The 25,378-nt window shown below is 71.0% G+C and carries 19 protein-coding genes; 7 read left to right on the plus strand and 12 right to left on the minus strand.

Features of this window, described 5'->3' with window-relative positions; all coding sequences use genetic code 11:
- Positions 1–28: 28 nt before the first annotated feature.
- Positions 29–1,405: a MocR-like pyridoxine biosynthesis transcription factor PdxR gene (gene pdxR, locus ACFSKW_RS14745; RefSeq protein ID WP_379572787.1), complete on the plus strand. Its 1,377-nt coding sequence runs from the start codon at positions 29–31 to the stop codon at positions 1,403–1,405.
- On the plus strand, positions 1,402–2,613 hold the full coding sequence (locus ACFSKW_RS14750; RefSeq protein ID WP_379572788.1) for an MFS transporter: 1,212 nt from the start codon (positions 1,402–1,404) through the stop codon (positions 2,611–2,613). Before pdxR ends, ACFSKW_RS14750 begins: the two co-directional genes overlap by 4 nt.
- Here the strand turns inward: ACFSKW_RS14750 and ACFSKW_RS14755 are convergent, their stop codons facing one another.
- The 5 genes from ACFSKW_RS14755 to ACFSKW_RS14775 are packed head-to-tail and all read right to left on the minus strand — an operon-like array spanning position 2,614 to position 9,366.
- Complete coding sequence (locus tag ACFSKW_RS14755) at positions 2,614–5,292, minus strand: DUF5682 family protein (protein ID WP_379572789.1); 2,679 nt, start codon at positions 5,290–5,292, stop codon at positions 2,614–2,616. It lies immediately after the preceding gene.
- Positions 5,289–6,392 (minus strand): ATP-binding protein, encoded by a 1,104-nt coding sequence (locus ACFSKW_RS14760; protein ID WP_379572790.1) that lies wholly within the window; start codon positions 6,390–6,392, stop codon positions 5,289–5,291. The genes ACFSKW_RS14755 and ACFSKW_RS14760 overlap by 4 nt, the downstream gene beginning before the upstream one ends.
- 9 nt (positions 6,393–6,401) lie before the next feature.
- Positions 6,402–7,628, minus strand: a complete 1,227-nt coding sequence (locus ACFSKW_RS14765; protein WP_379572791.1) for a VWA domain-containing protein — start codon at positions 7,626–7,628, stop codon at positions 6,402–6,404.
- Complete coding sequence (locus tag ACFSKW_RS14770; protein WP_379572792.1) at positions 7,625–8,893, minus strand: hypothetical protein; 1,269 nt, start codon at positions 8,891–8,893, stop codon at positions 7,625–7,627. The genes ACFSKW_RS14765 and ACFSKW_RS14770 overlap by 4 nt, the downstream gene beginning before the upstream one ends.
- The gene (locus ACFSKW_RS14775; protein WP_379572793.1) at positions 8,893–9,366 is read right to left on the minus strand and encodes a hypothetical protein; all 474 of its coding nucleotides are present in this window, start codon (positions 9,364–9,366) and stop codon (positions 8,893–8,895) included. The genes ACFSKW_RS14770 and ACFSKW_RS14775 overlap by 1 nt, the downstream gene beginning before the upstream one ends.
- Positions 9,367–9,512: 146 nt before the next feature.
- Between ACFSKW_RS14775 and ACFSKW_RS14780 the strand changes: the two genes are divergently transcribed.
- Positions 9,513–10,718, plus strand: coding sequence for an aminotransferase class V-fold PLP-dependent enzyme (locus tag ACFSKW_RS14780; RefSeq protein ID WP_379572794.1), 1,206 nt, complete (start codon positions 9,513–9,515; stop codon positions 10,716–10,718).
- On the opposite strand, the gene ACFSKW_RS14785 is transcribed toward ACFSKW_RS14780, so the two are convergent.
- The 7 genes from ACFSKW_RS14785 to ACFSKW_RS14815 form a co-directional block, all read right to left on the minus strand.
- Positions 10,655–12,802, minus strand: coding sequence for a S9 family peptidase (locus tag ACFSKW_RS14785; RefSeq protein WP_379572795.1), 2,148 nt, complete (start codon positions 12,800–12,802; stop codon positions 10,655–10,657). The two genes, ACFSKW_RS14780 and ACFSKW_RS14785, sit on opposite strands and share 64 nt — an antisense overlap.
- Positions 12,803–12,876: 74 nt before the next feature.
- The gene (locus ACFSKW_RS14790; protein WP_379572796.1) at positions 12,877–13,497 is read right to left on the minus strand and encodes a class I SAM-dependent methyltransferase; all 621 of its coding nucleotides are present in this window, start codon (positions 13,495–13,497) and stop codon (positions 12,877–12,879) included.
- A gap of 30 nt (positions 13,498–13,527) precedes the next feature.
- Positions 13,528–14,646 carry a PP2C family protein-serine/threonine phosphatase gene (locus ACFSKW_RS14795; RefSeq protein WP_379572797.1) on the minus strand — a complete coding sequence of 373 codons (1,119 nt, stop codon included), beginning with the start codon at positions 14,644–14,646 and terminating at the stop codon, positions 13,528–13,530.
- Positions 14,647–14,865: 219 nt separating this feature from the next.
- Entirely contained in the window at positions 14,866–16,374 is a 1,509-nt protein-coding gene (locus tag ACFSKW_RS14800; protein WP_379572798.1) for a M28 family peptidase, read from the minus strand.
- A 129-nt stretch (positions 16,375–16,503) separates the two neighbouring features.
- A complete protein-coding gene (locus tag ACFSKW_RS14805) occupies positions 16,504–18,006 on the minus strand; it encodes a M28 family metallopeptidase (RefSeq protein ID WP_379572799.1) in 1,503 nt (500 codons plus the stop codon).
- A 175-nt stretch (positions 18,007–18,181) separates the two neighbouring features.
- Positions 18,182–19,624 carry a basic amino acid/polyamine antiporter gene (locus ACFSKW_RS14810; protein ID WP_379572800.1) on the minus strand — a complete coding sequence of 481 codons (1,443 nt, stop codon included), beginning with the start codon at positions 19,622–19,624 and terminating at the stop codon, positions 18,182–18,184.
- 190 nt (positions 19,625–19,814) lie between these two features.
- Positions 19,815–20,282 (minus strand): hypothetical protein, encoded by a 468-nt coding sequence (locus ACFSKW_RS14815; protein ID WP_379572801.1) that lies wholly within the window; start codon positions 20,280–20,282, stop codon positions 19,815–19,817.
- Positions 20,283–20,413: 131 nt separating this feature from the next.
- Here ACFSKW_RS14815 and ACFSKW_RS14820 point away from each other — a divergent pair, with 131 nt between their 5' ends.
- The 4 genes from ACFSKW_RS14820 to ACFSKW_RS14835 all read left to right on the plus strand — a co-directional run bounded on the left by ACFSKW_RS14820 (position 20,414) and on the right by ACFSKW_RS14835 (position 25,300).
- Positions 20,414–21,643: a PP2C family protein-serine/threonine phosphatase gene (locus ACFSKW_RS14820; RefSeq protein WP_379572802.1), complete on the plus strand. Its 1,230-nt coding sequence runs from the start codon at positions 20,414–20,416 to the stop codon at positions 21,641–21,643.
- 221 nt (positions 21,644–21,864) lie between these two features.
- Positions 21,865–22,110: a hypothetical protein gene (locus tag ACFSKW_RS14825; RefSeq protein ID WP_379572803.1), complete on the plus strand. Its 246-nt coding sequence runs from the start codon at positions 21,865–21,867 to the stop codon at positions 22,108–22,110.
- The gene (locus ACFSKW_RS14830) at positions 22,107–22,835 is read left to right on the plus strand and encodes an ABC transporter ATP-binding protein (protein ID WP_379572804.1); all 729 of its coding nucleotides are present in this window, start codon (positions 22,107–22,109) and stop codon (positions 22,833–22,835) included. Before ACFSKW_RS14825 ends, ACFSKW_RS14830 begins: the two co-directional genes overlap by 4 nt.
- The gene (locus ACFSKW_RS14835; RefSeq protein WP_379572805.1) at positions 22,832–25,300 is read left to right on the plus strand and encodes an FtsX-like permease family protein; all 2,469 of its coding nucleotides are present in this window, start codon (positions 22,832–22,834) and stop codon (positions 25,298–25,300) included. Before ACFSKW_RS14830 ends, ACFSKW_RS14835 begins: the two co-directional genes overlap by 4 nt.
- Positions 25,301–25,378 lie beyond the last annotated feature (78 nt).

Below are 25,378 nucleotides of genomic sequence, written 5' to 3' on the forward strand. Positions count from 1 at the left end.
CAATTTCTAATCGATCGATTGGGCCAAGATGGAATTCCACGTCAGCCTCAGTGGCAGGGGTGAGCTGGCCGCTCAGATCTACCGTCAACTGCGTGACGCCATTCTCGACGGCCGGCTCAGAGAAGGCGAGAGGCTGCCGCCCACACGGGAGCTCGCGAGCAGCCTCGACGTCGCCCGCAACACCGTGGCCGTCGCCTACGACCGGCTGATGGCCGACGGATTCCTGGTCGGCAGGGCGGGCGCGGGCACGTTCGTGTGCGCGCCGGCACGCGCGGCCCTGGGGCGCAGGGCGCCTCAGGGGAGCGGCGTGCAGCCGCGGGCGGTGTGGCGCTCGATCCCGTCCAAGACCACCACGCGCACGCCTCCCGCTTTCGACTTCAGGGTCGGCACTCCCGACCTGCGGCTGTTCCCGATGGAGACGTGGCGGCGCCTGGTCGCCAGGGAGCTGCGGGTCTCGGCGGCCGGCTACCTGGCGCCGGAGGGTCACGCGGGCCTGCGCGACGCCATAGCCCGCTATTTCGGGATCGCGCGGTCGGTCAGAGCGGCGCCCGACGACGTGATCGTCACGCAGGGCGCCCAGCAGGCGCTCGATCTCATCGGCCGCGTGCTGATCGAGCCGGGCGACTGCGTGGCGGTGGAGGAGCCGGGCTACGCGCCGGTCAGGCGCCTGTTCCACTCGCTCGGGGCGCGCGTCGCGGGCGTGCCCGTGGACGCGGAGGGGCTGGACGTGACGGCCATCCCCCGCGCCGCCCGGCTGGTCTACGTCACCCCCTCGCACCAGTTCCCGCTCGGGACGCCGATGTCGCTGGCCCGCCGTACGGCGCTGCTGGCGTGGGCGGAGCGGCGCGACGCGGTGGTGATCGAGGACGACTACGACAGCGAGTTCCGCTTCGAGGACCGCCCGCTCGAACCGCTGCAGAGCCTGGACCGCAGCGGGAGGGTCGTCTACGTGGGCTCGTTCTCCAAGACGCTGGCCCCGATGCTGCGGATCGGCTTCCTCGTCGCCCCCGCCTCCCTCCAGCCCGCGTTGCGCACCGCCAAGCAGCTGACCGACTGGCACGGCGAGGCGACCTCGCAGGCCGCGCTGGCCAGGTTCATCGACGAGGGGCTGCTGGCCAGGCACGTGCGCAAGGCGACGAGGGTGTACGCGGCCAGGCACGCGCGCATCGCCGCCTTCCTGGCCGACCGGCTCGAACTGGTGCCCTCGGCGGCCGGGCTCCACCTGTGCGCGAGGGGCGAGGTCGACCTCGCAGGGGCGCCCGAGGTCGCGGTCGAGGACCTGGCGACCTATTACGCGGGCGTCCCCGAGCCCGGTGTGGTTCTGGGCTACGGTGGCATCTCACTCGAACACATCGACGAAGGACTGCGCAGGCTCTTCGCGAAGGGGAACAGGGGGCGCCGGTGAACGATCTCGGCCTGCTTCGCGAGCGCGGCTTCGCGTTGTTGCTGGCGGCCAGGACCGTATCCGTCATCGGGAGTTCCTTCGCACCCGTCGCCCTGGCCTTCGGCGTGCTCAGCCTGCCGGGCGCCGACGCCACCACGCTGTCGGTCGTGCTGGTCGCGGAGGCGGTGCCGATGGTCGTGTTCATGCTGATCGGCGGCGTGATCGCGGACCGGCTGCCGAGGAACAGGGTGATGCTGGCCGCCGACCTGCTGAGCGCGGCGGCGTTCACGAGCCTGGCCGTCATGCTGCTGGTCCACTGGACACCGCTGCCCGCCCTGGTGATCGCCGCCGCGCTCAGCGGCATCGCGGTGGCGATCATGTTTCCCGCGCTGACGGGGATCATCCCCGACGTCGTTCCCTCCGAGCGGCTGCAGACGGCCAACGCGCTGCTCGGCCTCGGCGCGAACGCGGGGCGGGTGGTCGGGCTGGTGCTGAGCGGAGCCGTGGTCGCGCTGGTCGGCAGCGGGTGGGCGCTGGTGATCAGCGGCGCGATGTTCGCGGTGGGCGCCGCCTGCGTCGCAGGGCTCAGGCTCAGGCCGCACGGAAGGTCGGCGGGGCCCGGCCACTCGGTGCCGGCCGATCTGCGGGACGGGTGGCTCGAGTTCAGGTCCCGCCAGTGGCTGTGGGTGGTCGTCGCCCAGTTCTCCGTGCTGGTCATGGCCATGCAGGCGGCGCATGGCGTGCTCGGCCCGCTGATGGCCAAGCAGAGCCTCGGCGGCGCGCCCGCGTGGTCGGCCGTGCTCGCGGGCGAGGCCGTCGGGATGATCGGCGGGGTGGTGCTCGCGATGCGGCTGCGTCCCAGGCGGCCGATCCTGCTCGGGACCCTGCTGACGCTCCCCACGGCGCTGCCGTACCTGCTGCTGGGGGTGGGGGCGCCGCTCTGGACGGTGGTGGCGGGTGCGGCGGTGATGGGCGTCTGCATGGACTGCTTCGGGGTGCTGTGGCAGACCACGATGCAGCGGGAGATCCCCACGGAGTCGCTGTCGAGGGTCAGCTCCTACGACGCGCTCGGCTCGCTGATGTTCGGCCCGATCGGGCTGCTGGTGGCGGGCCCGGTCGCCATCGTGATCGGGCCCGCCCCCGCGCTGCTGGGCTGCGCGGCCATCGTCGTCCTGTGCGGTCTGGCCGCGCTGCTGTCCCCCGGCGTGCGCGGCCTCACCGCTCGATGACTAGAGGAGTGCCGCGACGGCGCCGGCGGTCTCGGGGTGGGCGGCCAGCAGGCTCGCGACCTCGGGGTGCCCGGCGGCTGCTCCGTCGTCGTCCCCGCCCTGCCGCCACTCGCCCGTGCACCCGAGCACCGCGGCGACGGCGTCCGTGGCCGCGGGGTGGGCGGCCAGCAGATCACTGACCGGGCCCGCCACGACAGGCGTGGCCGACGGCGGCGCGGCCTGCGCCGACCACGGCGGCACCCACGCGTCGACGGCGGCCAGCGTGCCAGGGAAGGTACGGCCGGCCTCGCGCACCAGCGAGGGCACCAGCTCGGGAGCCTCGTTGCGCAGGGCGGTGATCAGCTGTGGCAGCCACGGGATCAGCACGTCGTCGGGCAGCCGCCCGAACGCGTTCGACAGCACCTCGACGACGAAGGACGTCAGCACGGGAGCGGACTCCAGCGCCTGCACGAAGCCGGAGACGTAGAGCGGCACCGACGGCACGACGAGCGGGTTGTCCAGCAGGTCGTCGGCGAGCGCCCGCAGCCCCGCCATGGACAGCAGGCCGAGCTGGAACTTCGCCGTCCACAGCAGCGCCACCTTCGCCGGCACCTCGGGATGCGACTGCTGCACGGCGAGCTCCAGCTGCGCCCTGTCACAGCCCAGGGACAGCGCGAGGCTCTCCATGGAGAACAGGAACCCGAGCATCGCGCCGACCTGCCTGACGCCTGACTCCTCGTCGATGAAGGCGGTGGGCAGCAGCGTGCAGTAGTGGGCGTAGCCCGTGGTGACGAACGCCTGGCACCAGCCGGGCAGCCCGTTGCCCGCCGACCTGTAGTAGGCCAGCAGCCTCCTGATCCTGCGCAGCACCTCCGGCGCGTCGTCGACGGTCCGCTCGGCCGACAACAGCTCCACCGCGCGAGCTCCGAGCTCGTCGGTGAACCTGCGGCTGCCCAGGAACAGGATGGAGTCCTCCACCGCGGCGAGCACCTTGGCGGCGGTCGCCTTCTGGTCCCACGCGGCCGTGCGGAGCCGCTGCTCCAGCACCTGCTCGACGGTCACGCCCTCGTAGCCGAGCTCGATCAGGTCCCGCTGGTGCTTGCCCAGCCACAGGTCCCAGCTCTCCTGGATGGACCGCTCGCCCAGCACGCGTGAGCCCATGATGGGCTTCACCGCGCCCTCGGGCAGCAGGTAGCGCAGCATCCACAGCAGGTCCGAGCACGGCACCAGCTCGGGGTTGGCGTCGAGGTTCATCAGCGCCCTCGACAGCGTGCGCTTCTGCAGGTCCAGCCCGAGCGGCGCGAGGCGGTCGAGGATGTCGCGGGCCAGGGGCGGCAGCGAATCGTAGCCGACCTGGCCGATCCTGTCGCCGCCGAGCATGATCTCGCACAGGCGGCGCACGTCGCGCCTGCCTGGCACGACGTCCTTCTCGATGCAGGTGACGGCGGCGTCCTGGAAGTCGTACGGCGTGGGCCGCTTCCTGTTGCGCATGCCCGCCAGCAGGATCGACGTCTCGTACACGGCGATGGCGTCGGCGGTGCTGGACTGGTAACCGTTGCGGCGGGCCAGCCGTACGATGTCGACGCACCAGCCGAGCAGCTCGGCCTCGTCGAAGGAGTCGAGCGAGGGCGGCTGCCGCAGGAAGCCGGACAGCCGGTCGGTCACCGGCTGGGGCGCGGCGGGCGGCTTGGCGCGGCCCTTGCGCTTGCTCCCGAGCTGGAACGGCGTGACGCCGGTGCGCTGGACCGACTTGTCCCACGTCGCCGAGGCGATCGACACCGAGCCGGGCGCGAGACCGAACTGCGACTCGATCTGCGAGTGGCTGGAGGGGATGAGGCCGTAGAGCCAGCGGGTCTCCGAGCGCGGGGTGATGTCGAGGTGCTCGCCCATCACCGGGCTGGCGGCGTGGAAGGCGCCGCACACGTACAGGCAGGTCGAGGGATCGGCGCCGGTGGCGGCGAGGTGCTCGCGCATGCGGGTCCACATGTAGCGCTCGCGGTCCTCGTCGACCTCGTTGCCGTGGGGGCGCAGGCGGCGGAACAGGCTGCCGATCAGCACCATGACCTGCCGGTAGGTGTCGTAGTCTGCGCCGGAGAGCGGCTGCTCGACGTACTGGTCCCACCATTCCGACCAGTGCCGCACCTTGCCGTGATGCAGCAGGTGCTCCTCCAGCTCGGCGAAGCGGGGGCGCAGGTCGCCGATCTCGACGCCGACGGTGTCGACGACCTTGTCGTCACCCCGCTCGCGCGGCTCCCACTGGAAGACGTGGTCGACCGAGCGGTCCACCAGCACGATCTCGACGCCGGGGGTTTCGAGCGCGTAGGCGATGGCCTGGTACTCGGCCGACGCCTCGGTGATGGGCGCGATCACGCTCAGCGGCGCCCACTCGGGAGGAAACCCCTCGATCTCGGTGGCGAAGGCCTGCAGCGCCACCGGCAGGCGGCAGTTGACCAGCTCGTCGAGGACGGGCCGCAGGTCCTCGCACAGCTCCAGGTAGATGACCTTGGGCTGCTTCTCCCTCAGCCTGCGCACCATCGCCAGCGCCGAGGCGGGCGAGTGGTGGCAGACGGGGAAGATCTCCAGCTCCTCGGCCAGTGCCCGCTCGACGTCGTCGACCATCCCGGGGAGGATGCCGTCGCCCGCGAAGGCCTCGGCCGCCGTGGCGAGCTGCTCGCGCAGCGGGTCGAAGGGTCCGCTCATGAGAGGGTGGCGATCGCCTGACGACCGCCGTCGAGGAACTCGGGCCACTCGCCGCCGTCCTTCTTGCTGCGCGGCTCGACGACCCCGTGCAGGTACTTGTTGAGGATGGCGAGGTCCTCGGGGCTGCGCCTGGCCAGCGAGGTGACCAGCGAGCTCGCGAGCGTGCCGGCCCGCAGCGTGCTGTCACCGAAGAAGTTGCTGTGCAGGATGGCGTCCTCGAGCACGCCGATCTGCTCGGCCGTGGACAGCGCCGACTCAAGCTTCTGGTCGTCGCCGGTGGCCGAGGCGGCCGCGGCGCGCAGGTCGGAGAAGCTCTGGAGCAGGATGTCCAGCAGCGTGGGCGGCACGTCCAGCTCGATCTGGTGCCTGCGCAGCAGCTCCGTCGTGCGGAAGCGGACGATCTCCGCCTCGCTCTTCTTGTTGGTCACGACGGGGATGCGGACGAAGTTGAAGCGGCGCTTCAGCGCGGAGGACAGGTCGTTGACGCCCCTGTCGCGGCTGTTGGCCGTGGCGATGATGGAGAAGCCGGGCTGGGCGAAGACGATGTTGTCGTCGTCGAGTTCGGGGATGGAGACGTACTTCTCCGACAGGATCGAGATGAGCGCGTCCTGCACGTCGCTGGTGGACCTGGTCAGCTCCTCGAAGCGGCCGATCACGCCCTGCTCCATCGCCGTCATGATCGGCGAGGGGATCATCGATTCACGGGACTGGCCCTTGGCGATGACCATGGAGACGTTCCACGAGTACTTGATGTGGTCCTCGGTGGTGCCGGCCGTACCCTGCACGACCAGGGTGGAGTTCCGGCAGATGGCGGCGGCGAGCAGCTCGGCCAGCCAGCTCTTGCCCGTGCCGGGGTCGCCGATCAGCAGCAGGCCGCGGTCGGAGGCCAGCGTGACGATGGCGCGTTCGACGAAGCTGCGGTCGCCGAACCACTTCTGCGGGATCTCGCGGTCGATGCCGTCGGAGCGCTCGGAGCCCAGCACGAAGATCCGCACCATGCGGGGGCTGAGCCGCCACGAGAACGGCTTGGGGCCTTTGTCGATCGACTCCAGGTAGTCGAGCTCTTCGGCGTACTTGGTTTCAGCGGGGGCGCGCAGCAACAGGGTCTCCTAGGAGAGAAAGCTCTTGAGCTCGAACACAAGTTTGCGAATATGTCCGGAAATTACCGGAGTGCCCAGGTCCTTGAGCTTCTGGCGGAACCATGGGTCCACGCTCGCTTGACCCGAGCTGTTCACCGAGCCGACGGGGATGAACTTCACCCCCGAGCGATGGATCGACTCGAAGTCGGTGATCAGCGACCGGTTGTCGTAGAAGTCGGAGATCCACACCATGACGGTGTTACGAAGATCACTGATCTTCGGCCTGGCCAGGGCCATCGCGACCGTCCCGTCCGTGCCGCCGCCCAGCGTCGTGCGCAGCAGCACCTCGAAGGGGTCGTTCACCCACGGCGTCAGGTCGAGCGCGCGGGTGTCGTAGGCGACCAGGTGCACGTCCACCTTCGGCAGCCCGGCGAAGATCGAGGCGAGGATGGTGCAGTTGACCATCGCGTCGACCATCGAGCCCGACTGGTCGACGACCACGATCATCTTCGCGGGCGTCGTTCTCTTGGCCGTGTGCCGGTAGAACAGGCGGTCGACGTACAGCCGCTCATCCTCCGGGCTCCAGTTGGTGAGGTTCTTCCAGATCGTCCGCTCGATGTCGAGGTTGCGGAAGACGCGCTTGGGCGGCACCGACCTGTCGATCGTGCCTGTGCTGGTCTTCTCGACCTGGGTGCGCAGCACCTGGGCCACCTCGTCGACGAACCTGCGGATCAGCGCCTTGGCGTTGGCCAGCGCGACGCCCGACAGGTTGGCCTTGTCGCGCAGCAGCTGCTCGATGAGCGACATGCTCGGCGTCAGCTGCTTGGCCAGGTTGGGGTCGTTCAGCACCTCCCTGAGGTGCATGCGCTTGACCAGGTCACCCTCGATCTGGGCGAGCTGGCCCGCCTCGTCGCCGATCAGCTCCTGGTAGCAGGCCGCGTCCTTCTTCCACGTGGCCAGCTGGGTGGCGGTGACCGTACCGGAGCCGGTGTTGAAGACGTTGAGCATCAGCTTGCTGACCAGGGCCGCCTTGCGGACGCTGTCCAGGTCGTGGAGGTTGTCGAGCTGGTCGCGCAGGTCGGGGAAACGCTGCACGAGGTTGTCGATCGAGATCGACGGGTCGAGCAGCGCGGGCGGAAGCCCGAGGTCGTCCACGATGGCGACGCTGGCCGACTCGAGCGAGGGCTGCTCGTCGGGCTCGAACACCCGCGCGAGGAGGCGCCAGTAGAGCACCTGCCTTCTGTTCTCGTCGCTCATTTGCGCAGCAACCGTCCCGCTCGTTCCCTGAGCACGGTCACGGCCTCGCCCGCCTTGGTGGCCTTCGGGCTCAGTGCCAGCTCGGCGTTGTGCGGCGACTTCTTGCCCTTCTGCACCGCCAGCGGCTGAAGGATCCAGCGCCCGCCGTCCCATCGCATGAGCCCGACGCAGGCCGTCGCGCCCGCGGCCAGGTCCGCGGTGACGGGCCCCGCGGTGGTCAGCCCCTCGATGGTGTGGTCGCTGAGCTTGCCTTCGACCAGCACGGGCTCCGCGATGCGCACGGGGTGCCGCTCCAGCGGCGCCACGCCGGGCGCGACCGCCTCGGGCAGCAGCACCCTGGCCGTCACGAACGGGTCGGCGGGGTCCTTCAGCGTGACCTTGTCCTCCTGCCACAGCAGGTCGCCGCCGCTGAGCAGCGTCAGCCCCTTGACCTCCACCGCGCGCTGCTCGGCCAGCGCCCTCAGCAGCAGCGGGTAGCCGCTGAGCAGCGGCCACAGCGCGAGCCCGACGATCGTGTCGACCTTGGCGACGGCGACGCTGGTGCGGACCAGCAGGTTCTGCCCGTCCGCCTCCAGCACCCCGTGGACCTGCACCTGTACGGCGGTGCCGTGCTCCTGCACCTCGACGCCGAGGATCAGCAGCCGGCCCGACACCTCCTCGCCCGCGGCGTCGGGCCAGCCGCCCTGCGACAGCAGCAGGGCCCTCGACCACAGGTCGGCCCACCTCCGCGCGGGCAGCCGCTCCATCGCCGCGACGGGAGAGGAGGCGCTCAGCTCGGCGGCGAGCCCGTCGAGCAGGACGGCCAGGCGGCGCGTGGCGGGCTCGGCCAGCAGCCCCTCGACCACCTGCGAGGAGGCCGACACCAGGTCGTGGTCGACGCCGCGCCAGCCGGTGATGGCCAGCTCGCTCAGCCAGGACCTGCAGCTCTCGTTCGCCTTCGACGCGCCCTCGCCGGGGACGAAGGACGCGCGTTTGCGGCCCAGAGAGGTGTCGAGCTGGTCGAGCAGCGCGTCATGGACGGCGCCGAGCAGCGCGGACCTGCCGCCTGCCAGCGCCATCAGGTGCTCCTCGGCGACGGAGCCCGTGGCGATCTTCTCGGTCGCCTCGGCCACGCGCGGCCCGATCGGCGTCGTGGCGAGCGCACCCGCCAGCGCTTTCAGCCGCTCTCCTCCGGATCGCGCGAGCCCGTGCGTCAGGGCCTCGTCGATCCCGGTCACGACCTCGAGGGCCTCTTCGACTCCCTGCGGGGGAGCGTCCAGTCGCATCAACGGAACCAATGCATCTCGGGGACGGGCATGGTGGACTCCGGCACTTCCAGGTAGGCCAGGTGGCGCAGAAAGCGGCTGAACACCATGGCCGCGGGAGCCGGCTCGTGGCCGCCCTCCAGCTTGCGGATCAGGCGCTCGCCCTCGCCGACCTCGACGCGCAGGTACCTGGCGACCCGGTCGAGGCCGTACTGCACGATCGCCTCGTCGACGAGCGCCACCAGGTGCTTGCACGGCCCTCCGTACAGGCCGCCGCACGGGCGGTTGTTGTTCGTGCTGCAGTTGAAGTCATGGGTCGTCGCGGCGATCGACGAGACGTACACCCTCGCGATGTCAGACCCGCTCGACACGACGCCCTGCAGCCGCCCGTCCGCCAGTTCGACGAAGGGCACCTTGGCGAGTTTGCGGGGTTGCACGGGCGAGATCACCCGTACGGCACTGCGTATTTCCCACGCGGGACTGTCCGCGTTCACGTCCTCGACCTCCGGCCTTGTCGGCTTGTGGGCGATCAGTGATCCGAGAACTTACCCCATTCCCGATACGTCCGGACACGCTTCTCGATCATGCGATGAGGTCAGTAATGCTACTCTAGGACATGAGAGATCAGGAAAGCGCTTCTGTGCGCACGAAGGAATCGCTTCTCGACATCGCGGCACTCAGGGCCGACACGCCGGGCTGCGAGAAGGTCGTCCACTTCAACAACGCAGGCTGCGGCCTGCTCGCCCGCCCGGTCCTGCGGGCCATGGTCGACCACCTCGACCTGGAGGCGGCGATCGGCGGCTACGAGGCCTCGGCCGCGATGGCCGAGCAGGTCCGCGACTTCTACGCCGCCATCGCCGACCTCATCAGCTGCCGCCCGGAGAACATCGCCTTCGCGGGCAGCGCCACCCACGCCTACACCAAGGCGCTGTCGGCGATCACCTTCGACGCGGACGACGTCATCCTCACCACGCGCAACGACTTCATCTCCAACCAGATCGCCTTCATGGCGCTGCGCAAGCGCTTCGGCGTCAGGGTCGTGCACGCCCCCGACCACCCCGACGGCAGCGGCGTCGACGTCGACGCCATGGCCGCGCTCATGCGCGAGCTGCGTCCCAGGCTGGTGGCCGTCACCCACGTGCCCACCAACTCGGGGCTCGTCCAGCCGATCGCCGAGGTCGGCCGGCACTGCCGCGAGCTCGATCTGCTCTACCTGGTCGACGCCTGCCAGTCGGTCGGCCAGTACCCGATCGACGTCGAGGAGATCGGCTGCGACCTGCTCACCGCCACCTGCCGCAAATTCCTGCGCGGCCCCAGGGGCTCGGGCTTCCTCTACGTGTCCGACCGGGTCCTGCGCGAGGGATACGAGCCGCTGTTCATCGACATGTACGGCGCGCGCTGGGTCGAGGCCGACCGCTACCAGCCGGTCGACACCGCCGCCCGCTTCGAGGAGTGGGAGTTCCCCTACTCCACCCTGCTCGGCTGCGCGGCCGCCGCGCGGTACGCGCTGGCGGTGGGCCTCGAACCCATCTCCCTGCGCACGCCCGCCCTCGCCGCGCGGCTGCGCGACCGGCTGGCCGCCATCCCCGGCGTCCGCACCCTCGACAGGGGGCCGAGCCCGGCCGCGCTGGTCACCTTCGAGGTCGAGCGATGGCGGCCGCAGCCGTTCAAGCAGGCGATGGACGAGCGCGGCATCAACTCGGCGCTCAGCTTCCGCGAGTTCGCCCAGTACGACTTCGCGGACAAGGACGTCGAGTGGGCGCTACGCCTGTCGCCCCACTACTACAACACCGAAGAGGAGGTCGACAGGGTGGCCGCCGCGGTCGCCGAGCTGACCAGGTCCTGATCGGCGCCGCGCGCGGGCCGCTCCAGCCCCAGCGCGCGCCGCAGGAACTCCAGCTGGTGGACCAGGAGGTTCTCCGCCGTCGCCAGGTGCGTGGCACTGGGCAGCGGCAGCACCTCGTGCGGCCTGCCCGCCTCCAGCAGCGCGGCCGACATCCGGAGCGTGTGCGCCGCGACCACGTTGTCGTCGGCCAGGCCGTGCACCAGCAACAGCGGGCGGCTCAGCGACGCCGCCTCCTTGATCGGCGAGCTGCGGTCGTAGGCCTCGGGGTGCTCGTCGGGGTGGCCGAGGTGGCGCTCGCGGAAGTGGGTGTCGTACAGGCGCTGGTCGGTAACAGGGGCACCGGCCACCGCCGCGTGGAAGACGTCGGGGCGGCGCAGGACGGCCATGGCCGCCAGGAACCCGCCGAACGACCAGCCGCGGACGCCCACCTTGGTGAGGTCGAGGCAGGTGCGCCGCCTCGCCGCCTCGTGCAGCCCCTCCACCTGGTCGTCGAGCACGGGCCCCGCGAGGTCGAGGTGGATCTCCCTCTCCCACGCGGGCCCGCGGCCCGGCGTGCCCCTGCCGTCCACCGCCAGGACGGCGAAGCCCTGCTCGGCGAACCACTGTGAGACGTAGACAGGCCACGACAGCGACGCGGTCACCTTGCGCATGGCGGGCCCGCCGTACGGGTCCATCAGCACCGGCAGCGGGCCGTCGGCCGCGCGGTGCCACGACGGCAGGAACAGGGCGGCGCGCAGGGCGCGGGGACCGAGGCTGAGCAGCTCCATCCGGGGGTCGAGCACCGGGCGCTCGGCACGCGAAAGGACCTCGACCTCGCTCCCTTCGCGCAGGACCGTGACGCGCTCGCCCTGCGTCGTGCGGGAGACGAGGACTGTGGAGCCACCCCGGAGGGTGCCGCCGTGGACGCCTGGCCCACCGCTGAGCCGCCGGAGGCCGCGCTCGGGGTCGTGCGCCCACAGGTGCGTCTCGGTCGGCTCGTCCGACGCGGTGAACAGGACGGTCTCACCGTCCACCGCGAGGACCGCGTGGAGCTGGAGCCCGACGGGCGTGACGGGCCGCCCCTCCCGCAGCAGCCTGCGCGTGTCATCGAGGTCGGCGCAGGTCAGCAGCGCGCCCGACGGCGTACGCGTGGGCAGCCCTTCGACGAGCGTCACCCATGCCGCGTCGCGCCGCTCCGAGAGCACCTCGACGGCGCCCGTCTCGGCGTCGACGCCGAGCACCTGGACGTGCCGCTGGTCACGGCTCTGCACGGCGGCGAACGGCCCTGCGGCGTCCCAGCCCGCGGCCGTCAGGTACTCGAACCCCTCCCTGTCCCACCGTACGGCGACGCGCCCGCCGTCCGTTCCCACGATCCACAGGCTCACCTCGGCGTTGGCGGTGCCCACGGACGGGTACCGGATCGCCACCGGCGGCTTGGCGGGATCGGCGGGATCGGACACGTACCAGCGCTGGACGGGAGCGGTGTCCACCCTGGCCACCAGGATCGAACGGCCGTCGGGCGCCCACCAGTGGCCGCGGCGCCTGCCCATGGACTCGGCCGCGACGTGCTCGGCGAGCCCGTAGACGACCTCGGCCCCCTCGGGCACCGCGACCGCGCGATCGCCCGTTCCGTCGGCCTCGACCACCCGCAGCGCGCCGCCGCTGACGTAGGCGATCCGGCGGCCCGCAGGGTCGGGGCGCGGGTCGGCGACCGGCTCGGCGGCGGCGAGGCGCCTGACCTCGCCGTCACGGGTCCTGACCGTCCACAACCGTCCCGAAAGCGCGAAGACGAGAAGGTCGCAGGCGGCGTCGGCCGTGTAGGCGACGATGCCCGACGACAGTACGCGAGCGCGCTCGCGGCGGGCCCGCTCCTCCTGCGACAGCCGCTCCTCCTCACCTTCCAGGAGGACCAGCGGGTCGGCGAGCAGCCGCTCCTCCCCCGTGGCCACGTCCAGCGCCCACAGGCAGGAGACGGGATCGTCGCCCGCCCTGCTGCGCAGGAAGAAGACGGTGGCGCCGTCGGGCGAGACGGTGAGAGCCGCCGGGACGCCGAGCGTGAAGCGCCTGGTGCGGGCGAGCTGGCGGGGCAGTGATGTGATGGTCATTCCACTTCCTTCGTCGTCACGTAGAAAGCAGAATGGCCGCCCCCGTCACGCGGGAAGCGGCCTCACTGGTCATTTCATTTTACCACGGCCCTGACGTAGTACAGCATGGGCGGCAGCGTGCCCCTGCTCTCGATGTCGAACCCGGCCTGCGGGATCAGCTCGTCGATCAGCTCCTCGGGACCGTGCCGCATGGCGTGGGCCGCGACCAGCCCGGCGATCAGCCTGGCCGGCCCGCCGGTCGGCGGGCGGAGTTCGACGATCAGCAGCCTGCCGCCGGGCCGCAGCACGCGGGCCATCTCCCGTACGGCGGCGCCCCGCGCGGCGGCCGGCATGTGGTGCATGGCGAGTGTGGAGACGACGACGTCGAAGGAGGCGTCGGGCAGGTCCAGCGCCTGGCCCTCGCCCACCAGGTAGACGCAGTTGGCCGGGGCCCGCTCCCTGGCGTACCCGATCATCTGCGGCGACGGGTCGACGCCCGTCACCCGCTCGCCCGGGCCGATGAGCGGGGACAGGACCCGGGTCAGGTAACCGGTCCCGCACCCGACGTCCAGGACCCTGTCGCCCGGACGGGCGCCCGACAGCGCCCCGATCCGCGCGAAGACCTCCCTGCGCCGTCCCAGGAAGGCGAGGGACGAGAACAGCTCGTAGGCGCGCGGGTGGTCGATCGTGCCCGCTCCGCCGGCATGCTTGACCATGTCGTCTCCCTGAGGGTCGTCTCCCTGAGGTCATCCCATGAGCGGAGCCGCCGCTCGTCCCCAGCTCTTGAGGTCTCTTCCATACTGACGGAGCAGCAGCATGGCCGCGTCGTCGTGCAGCGGAGCGTCGACATGGGCGACCAGATCGACGCGGAGGGCTTCCAGCGCCGCCTCGGGGGTGTCGTTCTTCAGCAGGAAGGCCCGTTCGGCCAGCGGATAGAACCTGCCCTCCGGGTCGCGCGCCTCGATGACCCCGTCGGTGTAGAGCAGCAACTGGTCGCCAGGGCGGAACCTGACGCGGTACGGCAGGGGCCCCTCGACGTCGAGCACGCCCATGCCGAGGGGCGGCGCCGTCTCCTCGGGCTCGGCGAAGCTGACACGGCCGTCGGCGTGCAGGAGCAAGGGAGCGGGGTGCCCGTAGTTCAGCAGCGTCATCATGCCCTCGGAACTCGCCTCCAGCAGGACGGCGGTGACGAAGTCCTCGCCTTCGAGCCGCCGGTTGAGCGCCTTCTCCAGTCGGGTGCTGACCCCCAGCAGGTCGGGCTCGTCATGCGCGGCCTCGCGGAAGGCGGCCAGGACGATCGCCGCGGTCTCCACCGCCTCCAGGCCCTTGCCCTGCACGTCGCCGACGATCACTCGGACGCCCGTCGGCCCCGTCACGACCTCGTACAGGTCCCCGCCGATGTGCGCGTCGGCGGCGGCCGAGGTGTAGGAGACCGCGACCCGCAGGTTTCCCACCCGCCGCGGCACGGGACGCAGGAGCACGCGCTGGGCCACCTCGGCCACCGAGCGCACGTTGGCCAGCTCGCGTTCGCGCCGCTGCCTGCCCACCGTGGCGACCAGGCTCGCCGCGGTGACGCCCGCGATGACCAGCAGGCTCTGGTAGCTCTGCCGCGACCCGAGCAGGCCGTCGAAGACGGCCAGCAGCAGGGACAGCACCAGCCCGATCACCCCGATGAGGACCGTGCGCCTGACGCTTCCCACGAGGCTGGCGAAGGCCGGGCCGAGCGCCAGCAGGGACAGGAAGTCGAACTCGGGCCCTGACAGCAGGTCGACCACCGTCACGATCCCCATCATGACGTACGGCAGCGCGGTCATGATCAGGTGTGCCGTGCGGTTTCCCGCGGCACCTTCCCCTGGTCCCACCATCGCGCGCCTCCTGACCTCCTGGTCAACCTCCACTCAACCGCCGACCGGACTTTCCATCACACCGCGGCCGTTGTAACAAGCGACAAAGAGAGCGGAAAGCCGCAGCACTGGAGCAGGAACTACCCGGTCAGAAAGGTGATACGCCGGGTCGAGCGCGAACCCGTCGCGGGTGTGGAAGGGCGCCGCCCCACGTCAAAGGGGCGGCGCCGGAAGAACGGGCTACTGGCGGGTTACCTTGACGTCGTCGACACCCGCCTCCACGAGGCTCGCCCCCAGAGCGTCGGCGGCCTCGAACACGATGCGGACGGTCTGCCCCGCGAACGCCGAGATGTCCGCGGTGGAGGCCACCCATCCGCCGTCGCGGTCCGACGCGGCGCCCAGCTGCTGGAACACCGTGCCGGTCGTGGCGCCCACGACCTTGACCCTGAAGAAGTCGGCGTTGGAGGCGTTGCTGCCGTGCGCCAGGTACCACGAGAACGACACGCGCAGCACGCCGCTCGCCGGAAGCGTGATCGGAGGCGACTGGATCGAGGTGAGCCCGCCGTCGACGTCGTGGTCGCCCGCGCTCGCGCCCGCCAGCCGTCCCGTCACCAGGTCGTTGACGCCGCTCACCGTGGTGCCCACCTGCTTGGTGCCGCTGGAACTGGTGGCCTCCGGGTCGCCGCGCTCCCAGAGCCCCGTGGTGGCGGTGTCGGTGCCGCCCGGGTTGGCGGTCCAGCCCGTGGCGGTCTCGAAGTCGTCGGACCAGACGGTCACCGGAGGCACGGCCGTGGCGATCGTCCACACGGCGTGGGCGACCGCGTCGGCGTTGCGGTCCAGCGCCGTGTCGTTGATGTTGGCCGTGGTGTCGCACGACCGGTGGTAGCAGGGGTCGAAGGCCTGTCCAGCCGTACCGCCCCAGAGCTGGGCCTGGGCGCTGGACTTGACGCCCTCGGCGCCGGTGAAGGTACCGCCCGCGGGGATGCCGCGGGAGATGAACGGCCCGTAGTCCGAGCGGCCGTCGAAGTCGGTGCCCCTGGTCGGCACGCCGATCGAGGTGAAGTAGTCCTGCAGCGTCCGCTCCAGCTCGGCCGAGCCCGTCGGGCCGGGACCGGATCCGACGCCGTCGGAGTTGTCGCCGTCGTAGATGAAGTAGCCCGCGTTCGGCGAGCCGACCATGTCGAAGTTCAGGTACGCCTTGATCTTCGCGCGGTCGGCGGTCGACAGGTTGTTGACGTAGAACTGGGAGCCGCGCAGCCCGAGCTCCTCCGCGCCCCACCAGGCGAACCGCAGGTGCTTGGTCGGCTGTAACGCCTGACGCGACACCTCCAGCGCGGTCTCCAGGATCGAGGCACTGCCCGAGCCGTTGTCGTTGATGCCGGGCCCGGCCGTCACGCTGTCAAGGTGCGCGCCGACCATGAGGATGTCGTCGGGGTTGCCGCCCGGCCAGTCGGCGATGACGTTGTAGCCCGTCGCTCCGTTGTAGGTGAACGACTGCAGGACGGTCTGGAACCCGGCCGCGTCAAGCTGGGCTTTGACGTAGTTGGCCGACGCCAGGTAGCCGGGCCTGCCGTGGGCGCGGTTGCCGCCGTTGGCGGAGGCGATGGACTGCAGCTGGCCGAGGTGGGCCTTCACGTTGGCCAGCGAGATGTTGGGCGGCGCCAGGCGGGCGGCCGCCGAGGCGGCCGGGGTGAGGGGGGCGGCGGCCAGCGCGAGCGCGGCGGCCACGACGAGGATGCGGGACTTCATCGGTTCCTCCGTGGGGATGGACAGAGGGTGCGATGGAGGGAGAGCGGTTCCGATGGGACACCGCCCTCCCTCACGGGTGGGGTCAGCTCGCGGCGCCGCCGTCGGCTGCCCATACGGTCACGGGTGGGGTCAGCTCGCGGCGCCGCCGTCGGCTGCCCGTACGGCGGAGCGGGCCGCCGAGGCGGTCTGCCTGCCGGGGATGTCGCGGATGTTGAAGGCGTAGCGCGCGACGGAGTCGGCGATCGCGTCGGCGTTGACGTCGAGCGCGGTCGCGTTCGCGTTGGCGATGCCGTCGCAGGCCTGGTGGTAGCAGACGTCGTAGGCGACGCCCGCCGTACCGCCGAACATGGCCGCCTCCTCGGCGGTCTTGAGCTGCTCCGCGCCGGTGAAGATGCCGCCTGACGGGATGCCGATCGCGATGAACGGCCCGTAGTCGGAGCGGCCGTCGAAGTCGGTGCCGACGGTGGGCAGGCTGCGGCTGGTGAAGAAGGCCTTCAGCTGCCGCTCGATCTCGGCCGATCCCGGCGGGCCCGCAGGGGAGCCGGTGCCGTCGGAGTCGTCGCCGTCGTACAGCTTGTAGGCGTAGTTGGGCGAGGCGACCATGTCGAAGTTCAGGTACAGCTTGACCTGGTCGCGCTGCGCCTGCGGCAGCTTCTCGACGTACTGGTCGGAGCCGAGCAGGCCGATCTCCTCCGCCGCCCAGAAGGCGAAGCGCACCTTGTTGCGTACAGGGAAGTGCTTCATCTGCAGGGCGGCTTCCAGGATGGCGGCGGACCCTGAGCCGTTGTCGTTGATGCCGGGGCCCTCGGGAACGCTGTCGAGGTGCGCGCCGACCATGACGACGTTGCTCGGGTCGCCGACCCTGGTCTCGGCGATCACGTTCTCGTCGGTGCCGAGCACGAGGGTGGAGTCGACCTTGAGGCGGACGGTGGCGCCCGGCGTGCCCGCCAGCGCTTGGCCGACGGCGAAGTCGGCGAAGACCATCGGGACTCCCGCCCGCCATTCGCCGAGGTCCAGGGGGAAGGCTTCGGTCCTGCCCGGCTGGCCTTCGTTGAAGACGATGATCCCGGAGGCGCCGGCGGTGCCCGCGTTGCGTACCTTGGTGGCGAACGGGCAGGTGCCGCGCTGGATGAGCGCGATCCGTCCGGCGACGAAGCCCGAGAAGTCGGACATCTCGCAGCCACTCGTCGAGGTCGGCGTCGGGGTGGGCGGCAGCGTCAGGTCCACGCCCTGGACCTGCGCGGTGACGTCACCCGCCGGTGAGGGCTGGAAGGTGAAGAAGTCCTCGTTCGGCACGTAGGAGCCCAGCACCGGCGGGGTGTTCTCGGTCCAGGTCTCGACGTAGTTGATCGGCTGGAGCGTGACCTTGTAGCCGGCCTTGCGCAGCTTGCCCGCCACGTAGTCGCGGGAGGCGTCGTAGCCGGAGGTGCCCGCGGCGCGGGTGCCGCCGTTGGCGGTGGCGATGGACTGGAACGCGTCCAGGTGCTTCTTGACGTTGGCGCCCTTGACCTGCTTGACCAGCAGCTTGGCGAACACGTCGTCGACGGGTCCCGCGCTGGCGGGAGGGGACAGCGAGAACGGTAGGGCGAGTGCCGCGGCTACGGCGATGGCCTTGCGGAAGGGTAAGTGCATGAGGCTCCTCCAAGGGACCACGGGTGTGCAAGATCCCCCCGACGCCCTCGGAACGTACCTCTTTTGTAGATACCCGCCTAGGGCCCCAGATTCGGCTTCGTCCACAGGGTGTGGAGAACTCGGGTGGATCGCGCGGGACGGGGCAGGTCACGCGGCCCTTGGCCACGTCGGCCGGTCAGATCGTGATCAGGCCGGTGGCCAGGCCGACGACCCCGACGACCGCGCCCACGAGGACCACGACGAACAGCACCAGTTCGGCGGGAGAGAAGATCCGCCTGCCGTGCTCGCGCCGGGTGATGATGAACAAGATCATTCCAGGCGCGTAGATGATGCACGACAGCAGCAGGAACTTCAGCCCCGCCGCGAAGATCAGAAACGCCGTGTAGACGACGGCGAGCCCGGCCACCAGCAGATCCTTGGCCGGCCCACGCCTGTCGTCCTCCCCCTCGCCCCACCCGCCGGCGAGCTTGAGCGCGTAGCCCGCGGCCAGCAGGTACGGCACCAGCGACAGCGAGCTGCACAGCTTGAGCGTGAAGGCGAAGGCGTCGTCGGAGAACAGCGTGATCGCCAGCACCGCGGTGATGAGGCCGCTGGTCATCAGCAGCGCGGCCACCGGCACCCCCTTGCGGTTCTCGCGCTTGAGGAAGGCCGGCATGTCGTCGTCCTTCGCCGCGACGAACAGCACCTCGGCCGCCATGAGAGTCCACGCGAGGTAGGCGCCGAGGACCGAGACGATGAGCCCGAGGCCGATGAAGACCGAACCCCACGGGCCGACCACCGATTCCAGCACGCCCATCATGGACGGCTGGCGGATCGTGGCCAGCTCCGCCTTGGGGAGCACGCCGTACGACAGGATCGAGACGGAGGCGAACAGGGCGAGCACGCTGAGGAAGCCCAGCACGGTCGCCTTTCCGACATCCTCCCGCCTGCGCGCGTAGCGGGAGTACACGCTGGCGCCCTCGACTCCGAGAAAGACGAAGACGGTGACCAGCATCGTTGCCTTGACCTGGGTGAACAGCGCGCCGAGTGACCGCTCGCCGCCGCCCCACAGGTTGGCGGAGAACACCTCGCCGCGCAGCGCCACCGCGACGATCACGATGAACACCACGATCGGGACCAGCTTCGCGACCGTCACGATCCTGTTGATCGAGGCGGCCTCCTTCACCCCGCGCATGATCATGGCGTGGAACGCCCAGACGCCCACTGCCGAGACGGCCACGGCCAGGATCGTGTTGCCCTCGCCGAAGCCGGGGACGACCGTGCCGAGCGTCGACTTGATCAGCACCCAGTAGGAGACGTTGCCGACGCAGGCGCTGGCCCAGTAGCCGAAAGCGGAGAAGAACCCGGGGAACTCGCCGAACCCCGCCTTGGCGTAGGCGTAGACGCCCGCGTTGAGATCGGGCTTGCGTACGGCGAGCGTCTGGAAGACGAAGGCGAGCATGAGCATGCCGACGCCTGCGATCGTCCAGGCCACGATCGCTCCCAGGACCCCCGTGGCCTGGGCGAAGTTGCGCGGCAGCGAGAACACGCCCGCGCCGACCATCGAGCCGACCACCATCGCGGTCAGCGTCGGCAGCGGCAGCTTGCGTGCGGCCTCGATCCTGGTCTCAGTGCTCATCGTGGGGTCCCGTCCGCCTGCGAGCCATGGCGGTCAGGGGCCGAGACATCCTGATGATCACTCATGGAATCCCCCGATTCCCGTTGTGCCGTGACGGCCTTGCGGGGGAGAGGACACGGCAACCCGCATCATTCCACTGAGGATTTGGGGCCAATCTTCCAGTAGGGATTGCTTTGTCAAAGGTTGGGCATCAGCGCCGCGTGGAATCCATGTGCCAGTTGGTGATCCAGGTCCGCTCGCCGTCGACGGAGAACGCCTGCTCCCAGTGGGCGGACCGCTCGGTGATGTCCGACCAGATGAAGCGCACCCTGACGTCCCTGCCCCGGACGGTGTCGTCCCCGTAGAACTCGCCCCTGCCGCCGGTGAACCTGCCGACGACCGGCGGGGTCAGCGTGCCCGTGCGGCTGTTGACCCAGTTCAGGGACCACTCCTCGCTCGCGGGGTCGTACAGCCGCAGGGTGAGCCCGCGGAACCCCTTCGTCGGGAACTCGATCTCGTCGAAGTTCGCTCCGCCGCCGAAGTGCCGGGAGGCGTGGCTGACGGCGGGGAACTCCTCCCACTCGGTCGCCTCTCGCAGGAAGCACGACTCCTCGAGGAAGTCGGTCCTTCGCCTGTTGGTGACGTCCCATGTGCCGGTGTAGAAGTCGAAGTCGTTCATGTGACGGACCGTAGGGCGGGTCCACTGCCATCTCGTGTCAGTGGAATTCGAGGAACTCGGCGGCCGTCGCCCCCCATGGTGGCGACGCGACAATGGGTATGTGGCAGGTGAGTGCGAACGAAGGTGCCGCCATGAACGATTCCACCGGAATCGAGGACATGATCACCGGGCTGCTCGAGGCCAGCCACCAGGCGACGCTGGAGCAGCTGCCGGCACTGGTGAGCCTGCACGCGGCCCGCGTGGGCATGGACCCGGTGCTGATCTACCTGGCCGATCTGCAGCAGAACGTGCTGCGCCTGCTTGCGGGGCACGGCGACGGCGCCGGACAGGACGCCTGTCTGCGTCCGGCGGAGCTCGGCATGGACACCACCCTGGCAGGAAGGGCCTTCCAGGAGGTCCGCGTCCTGGCCAGAGCCGCTCCCGGCGACGCCACGACCGACTGGTGGGTGCCGATCCTGGACGGCACCGAACGGCTGGGCATCCTGCGGGCCACCGTTCCCCGGGGACGCGAAGGGGCCGAGCACGCCATGCGGCCCCTGGCGTCACTGGTGGCACTCATCGTGAGCAGCCAGCGCGCCCACAGCGACACCTTCCCGCGCCTGGTGCGCTCGCAGCCGATGAACGTGGCCGCCGAGCTGCAGTGGCGGCTCATGCCGCCACTGACCTTCGCCACCAGCCGGGTGACCGTGAGCGCCGTGATGGAGCCCGCCTACGAGGTGGGCGGCGACGCCTTCGACTACGCCCTCGACGGCGACACTCTGCACCTCGCGGTCTTCGACGCCATGGGCCACGACGTCTCGGCCGGGTTGACCGCCACCCTGGCCATGGCGGCCTGCCGTAACCACCGCCGCCATGACATGCCGCCGGCGCCCAACACGGAGGCGATCGAGCGGGTCCTGATCGAGGAGTTCGGGCGCAGCACGCGCTACGTGACGGCGGTCGTCGCCGACCTGGATGTCACCACCGGCGTCCTCACCTGGGTCAACCGCGGACACCACCCACCGATCATCATCCGCGGCGGCCGCTGGACCGTCACGCTGGAGTGCCCGCCCGCCCACCCCATGGGCCTGGACCTCGGCCTTCCCGTCGTCCTGTGCCGCGAACAGCTGGAGCCCGGCGACAGGCTGCTGCTCTACACCGACGGGATCATCGAGGCGGGCAGCCGGGAGGGGAAGGAGTTCGGCCTGCCCAGGTTCGTCGACTTCATCATCCGGCACAACACCGCCGAGCTCCCCGTGCCCGAGACCCTCCGGCGCCTGATCAAGAGCATCCTGACCTACCGGGACGGTCGGCTCGACGACGACGCCACGGTCCTGCTCGCCGAGTGGTGCGGCCCCGCCGAGCGCCGGCTCCGCCTCTGATCGTCGACCCGGCCTGGCCCGGAAGCCGTTCCGCGGCCGGCCCCTCTCCCCCGGGTCAGCCCATGGAGCGGCGCAACGTCAAGGACTGGAACCGGAGCTCATCGGCCCAAGATGGACCGAAGCCTGGGTGCACCTCGGCCGGATCACTACAGCCCGCTCCACCCTCCCTTGGGTTGCTGGCGGGATTTCCGCAGGTGAAGCGGGATTCTAGGGTGATCGTCATGAACGATTCCCACCGCTTCGCCCCCTCCGGACGACCGCCCGCACCCGCCTCCAGGCGGGATGGCCGTGGCATCGCGGTGCGCGCTCTCCTATGGCTCGTCCTCATCGTGAGCGCCGCCGTGAACATCGCCGGCAACCTCTTCGACCGCACAAGCACGCCGGTGGGCCTGGGCGCCGGGATCATCGCCGTGGGCTGCATCGCGGGGCTCATCAGCCATCACGTCGTCGCACGCCGCCGCGCATGAGCGTCGTCACCCTCACCGACGTCGTCAAGGAGCACGGTGACGTCGTCGCGCTCGACCGGGTCTCGCTCGCCTTCCCGCGCGGCCGGTTCGTCGCCGTCATGGGACCTTCGGGCTCCGGCAAGAGCACGCTGCTGAACTGCGCGGCCGGGCTCGACACGCCCACGTCGGGCTCGGTCACCATCGGCGGCGTGGACGCCACCAGGCTCAACGAGACCAGGCGTACCGAACTGCGAAGGAAGCACATCGGGTTCGTGTTCCAGTCCTACAACCTGCTGCCCGCCCTCAGCGTCGAGCACAACATCACCCTGCCGCTCCGCCTGGCCGGAATCCGGCCCGACCCCGCCTGGCTGCGCGAACTGGTCGACCGGGTCGGGCTCGGCGGGCGGCTGCACCACAGGCCCGCCGAGCTGTCGGGCGGCCAGCAGCAGCGCGCCGCGATCGTCCGCGCGCTCGCGGCCCGCCCCGATGTGGTCTTCGCCGACGAGCCCACAGGGGCACTCGATCTGCGCAGCGCCTCCGACGTGCTCGACCTGCTGCGGGAACTGGTCGACGACCTCGGCCAGACCGTGGTCATGGTCACCCACGATCCCGCGGCCGCGGCAAGGGCCCATGACACGCTCGTCATGGCCGACGGGAAGGTGGTCGACCTGCTGTCCGGCCCCACGGCCGCGGACCTGGCCAGGCGACTGACCCAGCTCACCGCCGTACTGGAGGATGCCAGGTGATCAGGACAGCCCTCGCCATGGCGGGGTTCAGCGGCCTCGTCGTGGCCTTCCTGGCCGTGTTCGGCGGAATGGCCCTGCTCACCGGATCCGGTGTGATCATCGAGTCGGGCGTGCGCTCCAGCGTCTCCACCCAGCGCCTGGCCGGGGCCGACGTGATCGTCTCGGCCAGGCAGTCCATCCCCCAGCCTGAGGACCTGCCGGTCGCCCTGCCCGAACGCGCCGTCGTGCCCGCGTCCCTCGTGGCCCGGCTGGCCGCCGTACCGGGCGTGGCCTCCGCCGTCGGCGACCTGAGCTTCCCCGCCACCGTCATCCCCGGCGTTTCCGGTACGGCAGGCACTCCCATCACGGCCACCGGTCACGGATGGTCCTCGGCCACGCTCACCAGGACGCCCGCCCCCACGATCACCGGCACCGCCCCGAGAGCCGCGAGCGAGATCGCGCTGCCGTCCGCCACCCCGGGCGCGCGCCTTGGCCAGAAGGTGCGCGTCGTCGCCGCCGGCACGACGGGCGACTACCGGGTCACCGCGCTCGTGGACTCCCCCGGCCTCTACTTCAGCGACGAGACCGCCACCAGGCTCGCCGCCAGGGACACCGGGCCGCGCGCGAAGACCGTGGACCTCGTCGCGCTCCGCGCGGCACCCGGCGTGTCCGCCGCCGCGCTCGCCGCCGACCTCGGCAGGCTGTTCGGCGAGCGGTACGAGATCTCCACCGGCCGGACCAGAGGCGACGCCGAGTCCCCCGGCACGGCCGCCGCCCGCGCCATGCTCATCGCGCTGCCCGCCTCCATCGGCGGGATCAGCCTGATGGTCGTGGGGTTCGTGGTCGCGGGAGGCCTGTCCCTGTCGATCGACAAGCAGCGCCGCGACCTCGCACTCCTGCGCGCGGCCGGCGCCACCCCGCGCCAGGTGCGCAGGCTGGTCTCCGTCCAGGGCACCACGGCCGCGCTGGCCGCGCTCATCCCGGGGGCGGCGCTCGGATACTTCCTGGCCGCCAGGTTCGGCGACCTGCTGGTGTCGATCGGCATGCTGCCCGGCGACCTCCCGCTGTCCTACAGCCCGCTGCCCGCCCTGGCGGCCGCGCTGCTGCTGCTCGCCGTGGTCAGGACGTCGGCCTGGGGCGCGTCCTACCGCGCCTCCCAGATGTCGGCGGTGTCCGCCGTCGCCGAGTCACGCAGCGAGCCGCGCGCCCCCTCCCGCATCCGCACGACCAGCGGGCTGCTCCTCATGCTCGCCGCGGTCGGGCTCTCCGCGATCCCGCTGGTGATCCGCACCGAATTCGCCGCGATCGGCCCAGGAACGGCCGCGCTCCTGGCCGTGATCGGCCTCGCGCTGGCCGGCCCCTCGCTGATCCAGCGGGCGACGGGCATCCTGGCCAGGCGGCTTCCCCCCGGCCTGTCCGCGCCCGCCTGGCTCGCGGTGAGCAACACCCACGGCTACGCGCTCAGGACCGCGGGAGCCGTCGCCGCGCTCGGCATGGCCGTCACGCTCGCGCTCAGCGTCGTACTGACCCAGACCACGATCGCGAAGGCCACGGAGGACGAGGCCGCCCAGGGCATCCGTGCCGACGCCACGATCACCGCCCCCGCCCTCGGCGGCATCCCGCACGACCTGCTCTCCGACGTACGCGCCGCCAAGGGTGTCACCGCGGCCACCGCGTTCACCACGACCACCGTGCTGGCCCGCTCCCTGGCCGTCGGCGACGACGCCCGCCGGCTCGTCCCCCGCCCCGCCATGGTGCTCGGCCCCGACGCCGAGGGCCTGGTTGACCTGGGCATCACGCGAGGCGGCCTGGCCGCCCTCAAGGGCGACACGATCGCCCTCGACGAACGCGCGGGAAGGCTCGGCGAACACCGGGAGCTCATCATGGGCGACGGCACGCGGGTACGGGCCCGCGTGGTGGCCACCTACACCCGCGCCCTCGGCTTCGGTCCGATGGTGCTCTCCCGCGACCTGGCCGCCGGGCACACCACGACCGGCCTGGACTCCACCATCCTGGTACGGCTCGCTCCCGGCGCGTCCCCCCTGCCCGCGCTCCTGAAGCGGTGGCCGGGTACCGTCCTGTCCCCCGATCCCGGCCTCCAGCTGGGCAGGCCCTCAGGGGAGCTCTGGGTGAACGCGGCGGTCATCGCCGTACTCCTCGGCTACGTCATGGTCGCGGTCACCAACCGCCTGGTGGCCACCACCACCGGGCGAACCGCCGAGCTGACCGCCCTGCGTCACCTGGGCGCCACCCCACGGCAGCTCCGGTCCATGATCCGCTGGGAAGCCGTGGTCGTGGCCGCCGCGGCCGCCGGATCCGGTCTCCTCCTGGCCGCCGTCCCCCTGACGATGCTCAGCATCGGCTTCCTCTCCCGGCCGTGGCCCGCGGGTCCGCTCTGGCTCGCCCCCGCCGTCGTGCTCGCCGTCACCATGGTCGTCTGGCTCGCCCTCGACCTTCCCGCGCGCCGTATCATCCGCCGGATCTGACGCCTGCCCCCGTTGTCGAGCGGCCTGTCCGCGCTACTTCCCGGGGCAGGCGGGAGGGGCACCGGCACGGTCATCCCG

Origin of the sequence: Nonomuraea mangrovi (assembly GCF_042681425.1) — a bacterium.
GTDB lineage: Bacteria > Actinomycetota > Actinomycetes > Streptosporangiales > Streptosporangiaceae > Nonomuraea > Nonomuraea mangrovi.

What these genes read in the sequence shown, in the direction of transcription:
- pdxR (WP_379572787.1), top strand. Translation starts at nt 29, where the DNA reads ATGGAATTCCACGTCAGCCTCAGTGGCAGGGGTGAGCTGGCCGCTCAG.
- ACFSKW_RS14755 (WP_379572789.1), bottom strand. Translation starts at nt 5,292, where the DNA reads ATGAGCGGACCCTTCGACCCGCTGCGCGAGCAGCTCGCCACGGCGGCC.
- ACFSKW_RS14765 (WP_379572791.1), bottom strand. Translation starts at nt 7,628, where the DNA reads ATGAGCGACGAGAACAGAAGGCAGGTGCTCTACTGGCGCCTCCTCGCG.
- ACFSKW_RS14770 (WP_379572792.1), bottom strand. Translation starts at nt 8,893, where the DNA reads ATGCGACTGGACGCTCCCCCGCAGGGAGTCGAAGAGGCCCTCGAGGTC.
- ACFSKW_RS14785 (WP_379572795.1), bottom strand. Translation starts at nt 12,802, where the DNA reads ATGACCATCACATCACTGCCCCGCCAGCTCGCCCGCACCAGGCGCTTC.
- ACFSKW_RS14790 (WP_379572796.1), bottom strand. Translation starts at nt 13,497, where the DNA reads ATGGTCAAGCATGCCGGCGGAGCGGGCACGATCGACCACCCGCGCGCC.
- ACFSKW_RS14795 (WP_379572797.1), bottom strand. Translation starts at nt 14,646, where the DNA reads ATGGTGGGACCAGGGGAAGGTGCCGCGGGAAACCGCACGGCACACCTG.
- ACFSKW_RS14800 (WP_379572798.1), bottom strand. Translation starts at nt 16,374, where the DNA reads ATGAAGTCCCGCATCCTCGTCGTGGCCGCCGCGCTCGCGCTGGCCGCC.
- ACFSKW_RS14805 (WP_379572799.1), bottom strand. Translation starts at nt 18,006, where the DNA reads ATGCACTTACCCTTCCGCAAGGCCATCGCCGTAGCCGCGGCACTCGCC.
- ACFSKW_RS14810 (WP_379572800.1), bottom strand. Translation starts at nt 19,624, where the DNA reads ATGAGCACTGAGACCAGGATCGAGGCCGCACGCAAGCTGCCGCTGCCG.
- ACFSKW_RS14815 (WP_379572801.1), bottom strand. Translation starts at nt 20,282, where the DNA reads ATGAACGACTTCGACTTCTACACCGGCACATGGGACGTCACCAACAGG.
- ACFSKW_RS14820 (WP_379572802.1), top strand. Translation starts at nt 20,414, where the DNA reads ATGAACGATTCCACCGGAATCGAGGACATGATCACCGGGCTGCTCGAG.
- ACFSKW_RS14825 (WP_379572803.1), top strand. Translation starts at nt 21,865, where the DNA reads ATGAACGATTCCCACCGCTTCGCCCCCTCCGGACGACCGCCCGCACCC.
- ACFSKW_RS14830 (WP_379572804.1), top strand. Translation starts at nt 22,107, where the DNA reads ATGAGCGTCGTCACCCTCACCGACGTCGTCAAGGAGCACGGTGACGTC.